This is a genomic window from Duganella sp. CY15W, assembly GCF_009857555.1.
GTDB classification, from domain to species: Bacteria; Pseudomonadota; Gammaproteobacteria; order Burkholderiales; family Burkholderiaceae_D; genus Rugamonas; species Rugamonas sacchari.
The window spans coordinates 203,560-216,664 of the sequence record NZ_WWCQ01000004.1; the positions used below are offsets into that span (position 1 = coordinate 203,560).

The 13,105-nt window shown below is 61.7% G+C and carries 13 protein-coding genes; 6 read left to right on the forward strand and 7 right to left on the reverse strand.

What is annotated here, in order from left to right; all coding sequences use genetic code 11:
• The first annotated feature begins 58 nt into the window (after positions 1–58).
• Positions 59–814, forward strand: coding sequence for a cell division protein ZapD (gene zapD / locus GTP58_RS20940; protein ID WP_161079092.1), 756 nt, complete (start codon positions 59–61; stop codon positions 812–814).
• 9 nt (positions 815–823) lie between these two features.
• Positions 824–997, forward strand: coding sequence for a DNA gyrase inhibitor YacG (gene yacG, locus GTP58_RS20945; RefSeq protein WP_072785201.1), 174 nt, complete (start codon positions 824–826; stop codon positions 995–997).
• 67 nt (positions 998–1,064) lie between these two features.
• On the opposite strand, the gene mutT is transcribed toward yacG, so the two are convergent.
• From mutT to argJ, 3 genes are read right to left on the reverse strand one after another with little or no spacing between them, the layout of a single operon-like run.
• Positions 1,065–1,460, reverse strand: coding sequence for an 8-oxo-dGTP diphosphatase MutT (gene mutT, locus GTP58_RS20950; RefSeq protein WP_161079093.1), 396 nt, complete (start codon positions 1,458–1,460; stop codon positions 1,065–1,067).
• A complete protein-coding gene (locus GTP58_RS20955; protein ID WP_072785203.1) occupies positions 1,457–2,326 on the reverse strand; it encodes an ATP-binding protein in 870 nt (289 codons plus the stop codon). The genes mutT and GTP58_RS20955 overlap by 4 nt, the downstream gene beginning before the upstream one ends.
• 1 nt (position 2,327) lies before the next feature.
• The gene (argJ, locus tag GTP58_RS20960) at positions 2,328–3,566 is read right to left on the reverse strand and encodes a bifunctional glutamate N-acetyltransferase/amino-acid acetyltransferase ArgJ (RefSeq protein WP_161079094.1); all 1,239 of its coding nucleotides are present in this window, start codon (positions 3,564–3,566) and stop codon (positions 2,328–2,330) included.
• Between the two features lie 328 nt (positions 3,567–3,894).
• Here argJ and GTP58_RS20965 point away from each other — a divergent pair, with 328 nt between their 5' ends.
• The 3 genes from GTP58_RS20965 to GTP58_RS20975 all read left to right on the forward strand — a co-directional run bounded on the left by GTP58_RS20965 (position 3,895) and on the right by GTP58_RS20975 (position 7,639).
• Complete coding sequence (locus tag GTP58_RS20965) at positions 3,895–5,124, forward strand: porin (RefSeq protein ID WP_161079095.1); 1,230 nt, start codon at positions 3,895–3,897, stop codon at positions 5,122–5,124.
• A gap of 28 nt (positions 5,125–5,152) precedes the next feature.
• Positions 5,153–5,560, forward strand: a complete 408-nt coding sequence (locus tag GTP58_RS20970; RefSeq protein WP_139260543.1) for a hypothetical protein — start codon at positions 5,153–5,155, stop codon at positions 5,558–5,560.
• 75 nt (positions 5,561–5,635) lie between these two features.
• Positions 5,636–7,639: an ATP-binding protein gene (locus tag GTP58_RS20975; protein WP_373924764.1), complete on the forward strand. Its 2,004-nt coding sequence runs from the start codon at positions 5,636–5,638 to the stop codon at positions 7,637–7,639.
• Between the two features lie 2 nt (positions 7,640–7,641).
• Here GTP58_RS20975 and GTP58_RS20980 read toward each other — a convergent pair whose 3' ends face one another.
• A complete protein-coding gene (locus GTP58_RS20980) occupies positions 7,642–8,727 on the reverse strand; it encodes a sensor histidine kinase (protein WP_161079097.1) in 1,086 nt (361 codons plus the stop codon).
• Between the two features lie 134 nt (positions 8,728–8,861).
• Between GTP58_RS20980 and GTP58_RS20985 the strand changes: the two genes are divergently transcribed.
• Entirely contained in the window at positions 8,862–10,952 is a 2,091-nt protein-coding gene (locus tag GTP58_RS20985; RefSeq protein ID WP_202413802.1) for a TonB-dependent siderophore receptor, read from the forward strand.
• Here the strand turns inward: GTP58_RS20985 and GTP58_RS20990 are convergent.
• The 3 genes from GTP58_RS20990 to GTP58_RS21000 all read right to left on the reverse strand — a co-directional run bounded on the left by GTP58_RS20990 (position 10,949) and on the right by GTP58_RS21000 (position 13,101).
• The gene (locus tag GTP58_RS20990) at positions 10,949–11,743 is read right to left on the reverse strand and encodes a sterol desaturase family protein (protein ID WP_161079098.1); all 795 of its coding nucleotides are present in this window, start codon (positions 11,741–11,743) and stop codon (positions 10,949–10,951) included. The two genes, GTP58_RS20985 and GTP58_RS20990, sit on opposite strands and share 4 nt — an antisense overlap.
• Positions 11,744–11,760: 17 nt before the next feature.
• Positions 11,761–12,489, reverse strand: coding sequence for a PEPxxWA-CTERM sorting domain-containing protein (locus GTP58_RS20995; RefSeq protein WP_161079099.1), 729 nt, complete (start codon positions 12,487–12,489; stop codon positions 11,761–11,763).
• A 123-nt stretch (positions 12,490–12,612) separates the two neighbouring features.
• The gene (locus GTP58_RS21000) at positions 12,613–13,101 is read right to left on the reverse strand and encodes an Lrp/AsnC family transcriptional regulator (protein WP_161079100.1); all 489 of its coding nucleotides are present in this window, start codon (positions 13,099–13,101) and stop codon (positions 12,613–12,615) included.
• Positions 13,102–13,105 lie beyond the last annotated feature (4 nt).

Below are 13,105 nucleotides of genomic sequence, written 5' to 3' on the forward strand. Positions count from 1 at the left end.
TTGCTTGGCTTGCTTCAAAATCACGAGAATTCAGGTCCATCTATAGAGGGATGTTATTTTGATCGTCTACGAATATCCTTTCAACGAGCGCATACGCACGTTGTTGCGCCTGGAGGATTTGTACGAGAAATTCAAGTTCTTCGTCCATCAAGAACATCCCATGCAGCACCATGTGGCGCTGGCCACCATCTTCGACATGCTGGAAGTGGCGGGACGCGCCGACCTGAAATCCGACCTGCTGCAAGAACTGGAGCGTCAGCGCCAGACCTTGTTAAGCTACCGCATGAATCCCAATGTCCAGCCGGAAGCGCTCGACGCCATCCTGGCCGAGCTGGATGGCGTGAGCAGCGCGCTGGTCGCGGCCCAGGGCAAGACCGGCCAGAACGTGCGCGACAATGAATGGCTCATGAGCATCCGCGGCCGCACCATCATCCCTGGCGGCGCCTGCGAATTCGACCTGCCGTCCTACTACGCCTGGCAGCAGCGGCCAGCGGAAGCCCGTTTCAACGACATCATCAACTGGTTCACGCCGCTGGCGCCGCTGTTTGACGCGCTGGCCCTGGTGCTGCGTTTGCTGCGCGATTCCGGCGGCCCGGTCAAGATGATTGCCGTGGCCGGCAGCTATCAGCAGATGTTGCAAGGGAAGGTGTACCAGATGCTGCGCCTGACGCTGGATGAATCGCAGGGCGCGATTCCGGAAATTTCTGCCAACAAGTACATGCTGTGGGTGCGTTTTACCTCGCAAGGCGGCGACCTGAAACCCAAGCCATTGGAAGATGATGTACCATTCGAGCTCACGCTTTGTAACTTCTAACGTACGCTCATGACCACTGTAGTTGAATGCCCGACCTGCTCCGCCAAAGTGGAGTGGAAGCCGGAAAACAAATTCCGCCCGTTCTGTTCGGAACGCTGCAAAAAGATCGACCTTGGCGCCTGGGCCGAGGAAAAATACGCCATCCCCGCCGCACCGCCCAAAGACGCGCACGACGAAGAATAAGCAGCCCCGCAAACCAGCCGCAAGGGTCTGACCCCGTACGGGGTCAGACCCGGCGTCGGTTCGGGGTTCAGCTGTAGCGCATCTGGTCCAGCCACTCCAGCAATGGAATCGTCGCGGGCAGCAGCGGCTCAACACCTACCGTGCCCTGCCACGCAAATGCCTGCCCTTCCAGACTCTGGGGTTCGCCCGACCAGTCGCGGCTGATGTAGAAATGCAGCCGCACATGCGCGTGCGGGTACACGTACTCGACACCGCACCACTGTTCCGCGCTGTGAATGGTCAGGCCCAGTTCTTCCACGAACTCGCGTTTCAGCGCTTCCAGGATCGTCTCGCCCGGATCCACTTTGCCGCCCGGGAATTCCCAATACCCGTCGTACGGCTTGCCGGCAGGACGCTGGCCCAGCAACACATCGCCATTCGGCTTGATCAAAATACCAACTGCAACATCAACGGGCTTGGTCATGCGAGCTTCCCTGCGTAATCTTTAGCGAACTGCCACGCAACCCGGCCCGAGCGCGAGCCGCGCTGCAATGCCCAGCGCAGCGCGTCGGCGCGTGCTGCTTCAATCTGCGCTTCCGTGCAGCCCAGCGACGACAGCCAGTGGGCGACGATGGCCAGATAATCGTCCTGCCTGAATGGATAAAAAGTCAGCCACAAGCCAAAACGCTCGGACAGCGAAATCTTCTCTTCCACCGTTTCGCCCGGATGCAGGTCGCCGTTCTCGTCATGCTTGTAGCTCATGTTGTCGGACATACGCTCCGGCAGCAGGTGGCGGCGATTCGAGGTCGCGTAAATCAGCACATTGTCCGACTGCGCCGAAATGCTGCCATCCAGCGCCACCTTGAGCGCCTTGTAGCCGCTCTCGCCCTCTTCAAACGACAGGTCATCGCAGAAGATGATGAAGCGCTCGGGACGGCCGGCCACCAGATCGACGATATCCGGCAGCTCGGCCAGATCGGCCTTGTCCACCTCGATCAGACGCAGGCCATCCTTGCCGAACTGATTCAGGCATGCCTTGATCAACGAGGACTTGCCGGTACCGCGCGCACCCGTCAGCAGCACGTTATTGGCCGGCTTGCCCGCCACGAACTGGCGCGTGTTCTGCTCGATCTGCTCCTTCTGCGGGCCGACATGCTGCAGGTCGTCCAGCGCGATCGACGATACATGCGCCACTGCCTGCAGATAGCTGGCGCCATTGCTGCGCTGGCGCCAGCGGAAAGCGTAGCCACGCTCCCAGTCGACCTGCGGCGCGGCGGGCGGCAGGATCGCCTCCACGCGCGCCAGCAGCGCCTCCGCACGCACCAGGAATTGTTCGAGGGCGGCCGACATCTTAAGAACGGTAGTCGGCGTTGATCGACACGTAATCGTGCGACAGGTCGCAGGTGTACACCGTGGCCGTCGCCGCGCCGCGCGCCAGCTTGACGCGTACCGTGATTTCGCTCTGCTTCATCACGCGCTGGCCGTCTTCTTCCTTGTAGTCTGGATTGCGGCCGCCGTTCTTGGCCACCCACACGTCGTCCAGGTACAGGTTCAGTTTGGAGACGTCGAGATCGTCCACGCCGGCGTAGCCGATTGCGGCCAGGATGCGGCCCAGGTTAGGGTCGGAGGCGAAGAAGGCAGTCTTCACCAGCGGCGAGTGGCCGATCGAGTACGCGATCTTGCGGCACTCTTCCACGCTGCTGCCCTCTTCCACCACGATGCTCATGAATTTGGTGGCGCCTTCGCCGTCACGGATGATGGCTTGTGCCAGGAACAGCGACAGTTCGGTCACAGCGTCGCGCAGCGCGGCGTATTCCGGCTGGTCGACCGAGCTCACTTCCAGCGAGCCGGCGCCCGTGGCGATCAGCATGAAGGAATCGTTGGTCGAGGTATCGCCATCGATGGTGATGCAGTTGAACGAGTGGTTGGCCGCATGCCTGACCAGTTCATCCAGCACCGGCTGCGCCACTTTGGCGTCCAGCGCCAGGTAGCCCAGCATGGTCGCCATGTTTGGCTTGATCATGCCGGCGCCTTTGGAGATACCGGTCATGGTCACGCTATGGCCGCCGATGGTCACGGTGCGCGAGCCGGCTTTCGGCTGCGTGTCGGTGGTCATGATGGCTTCAGCGGCGTTGAACCAGTTGTCGGCTTTGAGACCGGCCACGGCTTGCGGCAGGCCGGCGATCACTTTGGCGGCCGGCAGCGGCTCCAGAATCACGCCGGTCGAAAACGGCAGGATCTGCGACGCTTCGCAGCCCAGTTGCGAGGCCAGCGCGGCGCAGGTTTCATTGGCCAGCGACAGGCCCAGTTCACCGGTACCGGCATTGGCGTTGCCGGTGTTGACCAGCAGCGCGGTGATCGGCTTGCCGCTGGTTTTGGCGGCGGCCAGGTGGGCCTTGGCGATCTGCACCGGCGCGGCGCAGAAGCGGTTCAGCGTGAACACGCCGGCGACAGTCGCGCCCGGCGCCAGTTTCATGACCAATACGTCCTTGCGGTTCGGCTTCTTGATGCCGGCTTCGGCAAAGCCGATTTCAATGCCCGCGACAGGCTTCAGTTCGGAGGCAATGGGCAGAGGGGAATTGACGGCCATAGTCGTGATCTCGTGGGTAGAAAGAGGGAGCCGCTATTGTAATGCCTGACATGCCGCGTGCGCGGTCTGTAACCAATAGTCAAGACATGGCAAAACCTCAAATTTGTTAAAACATCACTGTAGAGATATCGTACAACATACTGTTTTTGCAGCGATTTTTGCACAAAAGATACAAAATTTAGTACGTTCGTTCGATTTATTCAAATTTCATTTCATGCTCCAAGGAAATTGGTCTAAGGTAACAACCAATGCCCCATCCCCGCATTTTTACTAGATAGACTCGACGGCAAAACCGTCAAACCACAATAACCCCCTAGGATTAGAACTCATGAAAAAGCAACTTTTAGTAGCTGCAGTCTCCGCTGCATTCGTCGCTGCCACCGCCGCCATGCCGGCGCAAGCGGGCGCCATGGATGACGGCAACCTGAGCATCAGTGGTTTCGGCACCCTGGGCGTCGCCAAAGGCGATACCGACCAGGCACAATTCGCGCGTTACAACCAGGCCGAAGGCGTCGGCAACAAAGCCCGCATCGGTCTGGACACCAACCTGGGCCTGCAAGCCACCTACAAAATCAATGACTGGCTGTCGGGCACCGCACAAGTACTGACCCGCAAGAACACCAGCCCGACGTTCACCACCGACCTGACCTGGGCCTTCCTGAAAGCCCGCATCAACGATGAAGTCTCGGTGCGCGTCGGCCGCGTGGTCGTGCCAACCTTCCTGATTTCGGACTACCAGAACGTTGGCTACGCCAACACCATGATGCGTCCACCGATTGAAATGTACGGCCAGGCTCCGATCGAGAACTCGGATGGCGCCGACATCAACTACCAGCACGCATTCGGCGATGTGAACTTCACCGCCCAGGCTTTCGCAGGCGTTAGCCGCGGCAAGCTGTACGTCCCATCGGGCTCCGGTTCGACCGCGACCTACCGCGCACCGGCAGCTGGCGTGAGCCTGGCAGCCGAATACGGTCCGTTCCTGTTCCGCGTTGCCCACGCTCGTGCTGACATGAACATCAACGACCTGGCGCCGATCAACAGCCTGACCAGCACCCTGAACACCTACGGCTTCAGCCAGCTGGCGTCGGACCTGACCTTCAGCGGCGGCAAGAAGATCGCCTTCACCTCGGTCGGCGGCACCATGGACTGGAACAACATCGTCGCCCAGGCCGAATACGCCCAGCGCCGCGCCAAAGACCCGGTCTACCTGGCCGACAGCAACGCCTGGTACGCCATGGTGGGCTACCGCATCGGCAAAGTGCTGCCTTACTACGCGCACGCATCGTCGAAAGGCGCTGGCGCCAGCGTGACCGCACCTGCCAGCCTGGCCAAGGTGCCGCCACTGAACGCCGCCGTTGCCGGCCTGCTGTCGTCGTCCGAACAAAGCTCCGACCTGATCGGCGTGCGTTGGGACTTCGCCAAATCGCTGGCACTGAAAGTACAAATCGACCGCGTCAATCCTAAGGCCAAATCGGGCTGGCTGCAGAACGTGCCAGCCGCTGGCTACAACAAGGACCTGACCGTGGTTGGTGTCGCGCTGGACTTCGTATTCTGATCGGGGAAACTACACAATGAAAAAGATAATGAGCACCCTCCTGCTGTCCTCTTTGGCTGCAGCAGCCGCCTTGGCCTCCGCGCCGGCATCGGCGGAAATCGTCGTCATCGTCAGCAAGCAGAATCCTGCGACGCGCATGTTCTCGGAACAGGCATCGCAGTTCTTCCTGGGTAAATCCAACCTGTTCACGCCTGTCGACCAGGCTGACGGTTCGGCCATCCGCAATGAGTTCTACCACAAGGTGGCAGAGAAGGATGCCGCACAGGTAAAGGCGCTGTGGTCCAAACTGGTGTTCACCGGTAAAGCCACGCCGCCGAAAGAATTCCCGAACAGCGCCGAGGTGAAGAAAGCAGTTGCTGCCGATCCGAAGGCAATCGGGTATATTGATAAATCGGCAGTTGACGATACCGTCAAAGTGATTCTGACCCTGCCTTAATCCCAGGTCGCCCTGCCAGCCTGCCGCGCTCACCGTGCGGCAGGCGCGTGAGCTCCTGGCATTGCCCAACAAGGAGTGAACGTTTTGAGTCTCTCGCTACGTGCGAAGTTTCTGATGCTGAGCGCCGTGATCCAGGCGCTGGTGGTTGGCCTGCTGATCTGGAACAGCCTGCGCCTGATGAACCACGCGGTCAATACCAATGCCGAACGCGTCGCCCAGGAATACGCCGTCACCCTCAATCTCTCCCTCAGCCCCTATGCCACGCGCGGGCGCCTGCCCGAGCTGAATAGCTACCTCACCGAAATGCTGTCCGACCCGGACGACAGCTTTCTGCGCTACCTGACCATCCTCGACGAAAACGGGCATCCCATCATCGCCGTGGGCAAGCGTGACATGCCGCTGCCCGAGGTGCTGCGGAACGGCGGCGGCACCAGTTTCAAAGGTGTGCGTACCATCATCAGCGACGCCACCATCCACGCTCGTTCGCCGCTGCTGCTCAAGGATAACCGCATCGGCAGCATCAACTTCGGCCTCACCACCAAAGACCTGAAGCAGGCACGGGATGAAGTGATGATGCAAGGCGTGGCGATTTCGCTGATCGGCTTTGCCGCCGGTATGCTCATGTTCTACATCTTCACGCGCGGCATCGGCCGCCGCCTGGAAGCGCTGACCGGCGACTCGCAGCAGATGGCGCTGGGCGATTACAACAAGGCGCTGCCGGTGCACGGCGATGATGAAATCGCCGTGTTCACGCGCACGCTGAACGCCATGAGCGCGACGCTGCGCGAGCGTATCGCCGAACTGGAGACGTCGCAGCAGCGCCTGTCGGAATCGGAAGCGCGCTTCAAGACCCTGTTCGACATGGCGCCGCTGCCGCTGACCGTATCCGATCGCGAGGGCCGCATCATCACCGCCAACCGCGCGCTGATACAGACCTTTGGCTCAAATGCCCTCAACCTGATCGGCAAGCGCAGCGACGAAGTGCCATTCTGGGCCAGCAGGCTGGAACGGGAACGCATCTGGAAAATGTACCGCGACGATGGCGCCGTAGATGGCGCCGTGGCGGGCGTGCTGCTGCCCGACGGCAGCGTGGGCAGCGTTGCCATCTGGTCCTCCTCGCTGACGCTGGACGGCAATGCCTCCATCATCTGGGCCTTGCTGGACCTGACGGAAGAACTCAACGCCAAGCGCGAACTGAAAGACCTCAACGTCTCGCTGGAAAGCCGCGTGCGCGAACGCTCGGCCGCACTGGAACGCGCCAACGCGGACCTCAGCAAGGCATTGGAGACACTGCAGCACACGCAGGACGAACTGCTGGCATCGGAGAAGATGGCCTCGCTGGGCTCACTGGTCGCCGGCATCGCCCACGAACTCAATACGCCGATCGGCAACAGCCTGCTGGCCTCCACCGCCCTGCGCGACCGCGTGCACGAATTCGAGGCGCACGTTGCCTCTGGCGCGCTGCGCCGCTCCGAACTGAATACGCACCTGCAGGAAGTTGGCACGGCCAGCGAACTGATTTCCGGTTCGCTGCACAAGGCCGCCGAGCTGATATCGTCGTTCAAACAGATTGCCGTCGATCAGACCAACGACCAGCGCCGCGCCTTTGACCTGCTGGCCGCAGTACAGGACACCGTCGCCACCTACATGCCGCGCCTGCGCCGCCTGCAATGCGAAGTGGTGCTGCAAATTCCAGCGGGGCTGGTATTCGACTCCTATCCGGGCGGGCTGTATCAGATCCTGAACAATCTGATTAACAACGCCTTGAACCACGCTTTTGAACATCGCCACGGCGGCACCCTCACCGTCCGCGCAGAGCGGGTGGACGACGGCATCGTGGAGCTGATGTTCAGCGACGACGGCTGCGGCATGCCGGATGACGTCCTGAAGCGGGTATTCGATCCCTTCTTCACCACCAAAATGGGCCAGGGCGGCACGGGCCTGGGCATGAACATCGTCTACAACCTCGTGACTGGCGTACTGGGTGGCCGCATCACCATCGATTCCGCTCCCAACGCCGGCACTGCGGTCCGCATGCTACTGCCGCTGGTGGCGCCGCAGCGCGAACCTGCGCGCTGAACTTATTCCAGCGGCATGCGGATCTGGAGCACAAAGCGTCCATCCTGCTCACCGCTTTGCAATGCCGCCTCGCCACGATAGGCCAGCTGCAAGCGCGCCCGCGTGTTCGACAAGCCCATGCCCAAGCCAGGATTGGGCGGTGCATCGGCCGTCACCGGATTGCTGATGCAAACCAGCAGCTGCGCATCGTCACACCACAGCCTGATGTGGATGTCGCTATCGCCCTCATGGCACTCCAGGTCATGGCGTACGGCGTTTTCGACCAATGGCTGGAGCAGCAGCGGCGGGCAGACAGCGTCCAGTACCGCATCATCGATATCCAGCCGCACCTGCAGCCGTTCCCCATAGCGCAGCCCCTGCAAGGCCAGATAATCGCGTACGAAATCCAGCTCCTCCCGCACGCTCACGTGATCGCAACTGCTGGCCGCCAAAGCATAACGCAGCAAATCACTCAGCCGATGTATGCCGCCCAGCGCCAGCTGCCCATCGCCCGTACGCACCATGGCGCTGATGGCGTTCAGCGCATTGAAGATGAAGTGAGGTTCCAGCTGTCCGCGCAGGGCCTGCATGCGCTGCTGTTCCAGCGCCAGGCTCAGTTGCAGATTTTCGGTCTGCGCCTGCTGCCAGGCGCGTTCACGCTGCTGGCCCCGACGCCAGAGACAGATGGCTGTCACCGCCGTGAACGTGCCCGTGGTCCAGGCCAGCTCCAGAAACACATTGAAGCCACGCGGTGCCACCAGCAATGGTCCGCCTCCTTCGCGTACGCCATCCAGCGCCGCGATGTACAGCAGTTGCAGCGGCAGGAAAATCAGCAGCACCAGCAAGTAACTGCGCAGGATGTTTTGCATGCTGGCCGCCAGTGCGGGCCAGTGGCGCAGCGCCAGGTACAGGCCAAAGCTGAACAGCGCAATCAGCGCATGATTTGCAACCCATGCCGACATGATGTGGTCATAACTGCGGCCATCACCGGCACGTAGTGCATCGCTATATACGCCTCCTGCACCGCTGGCGCAAATTACGCCCCAGACCAGCAGGTTAATCAGCAGCGTATTGCGCACCTCGCGCAATGTGAGTTGATGTCGTTCCATGGCGGCGAGTATAGCAGCGCCCTGCACCGCTTTCGCCGCCCTCGTCACGGCGTTAGGCCCACTCGTCACACAGGTATTCGGCGGTGCGTGCAAAGGCTGGATACTCGGCGCCGGAACAACTCACGCCCCCCATCATGAAACATCTGTTACTACTTTTTCTGGCTGCCAGCGCCCATGCGCAGGACGAAATACAGCGCGTAGAAATCAGCGGCTCCGCCACGCAAGCGCTGCGCCGCAATGATACTGCCGCCAAAATCGTCATCGGCCGCGCCGATATCGAACAGTACGGCGACTCCACAGTTACTGCCTTGCTCAAGCGCCAGCCGGGCATCACTGTCAGCGGCAGCGAGGTCCGCATGCGCGGCCTGGGTGCTGGCTACACGCAATTGCTGATCAATGGCGAACCGGCGCCACAGGGCATGAGCATTGACAGCGTCGCGCCGGAACTGATCGAGCGTATCGAAATTCTGCGTACGGCGTCGGCGGAATACAGTGCGCAGGCGATGGCTGGCAGCATCAACGTGATTCTGCGCCGCAGTACTCGCCCGCAGCGCGACATCAAACTCGCTTACGAAAACCTGCAAGGCATCGACAGCCCAGCCGCGACATTGCAAATCGCCGGCCGCGATGACGCCCTTGCCTACGGGCTGACGGGCACCATCAGTGATAGCGGCTTCCGCAACACCTCCGGCACCACCGAACAGACGCGCGGCCCGGCCGCGCTGCGCGACATCGTCGACCTGAACATCTCACGGCAAGCCAAGCTGAATCTGGCGCCGCGCCTGAACTGGAGCCTGGACGGCGGCGATACGCTGGCGTGGCAAAATCTGCTGGACGTGGTGCGTACACGCGCTCATGGCGACTCACACGAAACCGACGTTTCAGGTCCGGCGACAACCTATCCCCTCAATCACTGGCGCTCGGCATCCCGCACCAATTTTCTGCGCAGCGGCCTGACGTGGATGCACAATCTCAGCGCGGGCAAGTTGACCGCCAAACTGGGATGGGACTACAACCACCGCAACACCGACTATCTATTCCAAGGCGCAGCGGCCGACGCTACGCCGCGCCTGGCACGCAGCGTCATCTCCAGCGCCAACGACGACAGCGTCACCACCAGCGGCAAGTACCTGAGCCGCATCGGCGCGGTTCACAGCCTGGCGCTGGGCTGGGATGGGGCAGACACACGCCGCGGCGAAGTGCGCCAGCAGCACGATAGCGCCGCCGATGGCGCCTTCCTTGGCGAGCTGCTGCAAGCCTACCAGGCCCGCGTGCGCCGCATGGCATTGTTCGCCCAGGATGAATGGGATGTTACGCCGCGCCTGCAAGCCTACCTTGGCCTGCGCTGGGAAACGCTGGATACGCGCACCGAAGGTGCAGCCCTGACGCCAGTACGCAACCGCGCCGGCGTGTTCAGCCCCGTCGCCCAGATGATGTGGAAGCTGCCGAACCAGGAGCGCGACCAGATCCGCCTGGCGCTGGCACGCACCTACAAGGCGCCGCCGACACGCGATCTGCTGCCGCGCCGCTACACCGTCAACAACGGCAACAGCCCCGCCACGCCGGACGTACAAGGCAATCCTGATCTACGGCCGGAACTGGCGTGGGGACTGGATGCGGCCTATGAATCCTATTTCGCGCAAAACGGCTCGCTGAGCATCTCCGCTTATGCGCGCAGCATCCGCGACGTCACGATGCAGCGGCTATTCCAGCAAAACGGCACATGGGTGACGACACCTGCCAACGACGGCAAAGCCAGCACGATGGGCGTGGAATTCGATATGCACGCGCGCATGTCCACGCTGCTGCCCGGCGCACCGCCAATAGACTTGCGCGCCAACGCGGCCCGCAACTGGTCGCGGCTTGACGCCGTACCGGGGCCGGGCAATCGCCTCGCGACGCAAACGCCGCTGAGCGCCAACATTGGCATGGACTACCAGGAAAGCGCCGCGTGGACACTGGGCCTGAACGCCGGCATCCAGACCGGCGGAACGGTGCGCGTGAGCGACCGCTTGAGCAGCTATACCGGTGTCACGCGCACGCTGGACAGCTACGCGTTGTGGAAAATCGACCGCAAACGGCAGCTGCGCTTCGCGCTGCTCAACATGCTGCACCAGCAGCAGCTGGCGGGGCAAGCTTACGATGACGGTGTGTATGCGATCACGCGCAACAGCACCACGCCAGGCCGCGTGGGCATACGCGCCGTGTACGAGCAGCAGCTCTAACTGGCGGCGGTCTTCTTGGCCGGCAGCAGCGGATCAAGCAGCTGGCCGCTCAAGGTCGGCGCCTGTGGCGTATCGGTGCCATATTCGGCCGGCCAGTGCCGCGGCAGATAGTGCGTGCCGAACAACCGGTCCAGGAACGGCAAGGTGGAGGCGTAGTTGCGGTTGATATGGTCGTTGCGGCTGTGGTGCCAATGGTGGAAGGCCGGCGTGACGACCAGCCACTCCAGCGGCCCCAGACGCCAGCGCAGATTGGCGTGGATGAAGAAGCCCCACAGTGTTCCCAATACCAGCAGCAGCGCAGGTGCACCACTGCCAGCGACATTGGGACTGGCCAGTCCCAGCAAATACAGCGGGACCAGGCCAAACAGGCGGGTCACCACCATGTCCACCGGATGCGTGCGGGTATTCGCCAGAAAATGCATATGCTCCGTGCTGTGATGCAGCGCGTGGAAGCGCCACAACCACGGCAGCTCATGGCTAAGCCGATGGCCCCAGTAGAAACCGGTTTCGCCGACGACGAAAGCCAGCAGCAGGCGTACTGCCAGCGGCAAGGACTGCACTGCCAGGACTAGCGCGTCCGGCACCACATGCCGCGCCGCGACCGCCAGCAATGCCGCCGGTGCGCTCAACAGGACAATGGGCACCAGACTGCTGATGACGTAGTACGCCAGATTCTGCAACTGCTCGCGGCGCGAACGCGGCGCATGCGCCGCGCCGAACCAGCGTTCCAGTGGAACGAACAGGAGCGACAGCAGCACCAGCCACAGAAAGAGGCGCAGTACGGTATCCATGGCTGATGCGGGGTGCGTCAGACCTGTTGCGAACGGCGGCGCGCCACGAAGCCCAGCAGGCCCAGGCCGCCCAGCAGCATGCCCCAGGTCGTCGGTTCAGGCACGGCGCTGGTCAGCGATACGCTATCGAGCAGCATGAATGGCGGCGCGCCTGGCGAGGCGCCTTTGGCCAGGAACGACAGCACTTCGCTGGCGTTGGTGGCGGTGAAGGTCATGCTGGCGGTTTTCCAGCCGCTGAAGCCGCCGTTGGCAATGCTCAGCGCCGTGGAGTTCTGGGTGCTGCCGCCCAGGCCAACCTGCCAGTAGTTATTGCTGTTGGCGCCATCGAAACCCACCTGCTGGCCCAGCGCGTAATCGAAGGTCAGCGTGTATTTGCCGCCAACCGTCAGGCCGCTGATGGACTGGGACAGCGTGCCAGGGTAGTACAGGGCGTCGGAAGCGAAGATGTTGCCGCCATTGGCCGACGAGGTATAGCTGTTCTTCAGCCAGATGGCCGAATCCCAGGTATTGGCCAGGCCGCTGCTCAACACGAAGTTGTAGCCGCCGTCGTTGCCATTGCTGCTGGTCCAGCCAGTCAGCGTGGTGCGGTGGGCATCCAGCGTCATCACGGACGACAGCTGCTTGTTGGTGCCGTTGGTGGTCGATTCGAAATTACCGTTGGTCACCAGGTTGGTCGAGGCCTGGGCCATGCCTGCGCTCAAGGCGGCAACGGCGGACAGAGACAACAAAATAGATTGAATGCGCATGACGCAATGCTCCAAAAATGACAGATAGGGATTAATCAGCTATCGGCGATTTTTGGGCCGAGGGGCATTCGACGAGGTGCTTCTCTGCCGAATTAAGGTAGGTAACGCAATTCTAGCAGAAATTCAACTTGTGTTACCAAGAGGCACATGAAAACCGGCTTTCAGGCATCCCAATGCCACAGACGTGCGGTAGCGCCGCACATTGTCATCCTTGCCAAACAGGCGCTCGGTTAGCGCTTCATAATCCGCCATGGTGGCGGCGGTGACGATCAGCAGGAAGTCGGCTTCGCCGGTAATCACGTAGCACTGCTGCACTGCCGGTTCGGCTTTGATGCGTGCGCGCAGCGCGGCTGAACGGTCCGGGTGGTCCTCATGCAGGTGGACTTCCACTGTCAACGTCAGTGGACGGCCCAGCAGGGTCGCGTCCAGCACGGCCACCTCGGCGCGTATGACCCCGCTGTCCCGCAGGCGCTGGATGCGGCGCTGTACGGCAGGCGCGGACAAATGCACCCGCTGCGCGATCTCGCGCTGGGAGCTTGTGTTGTCGCGCTGGAGGATGTCCAGTATCGCCAGATCGAAGGTGTCGAGGTCCATAGTGAGCGAAAGTTGCATGAAC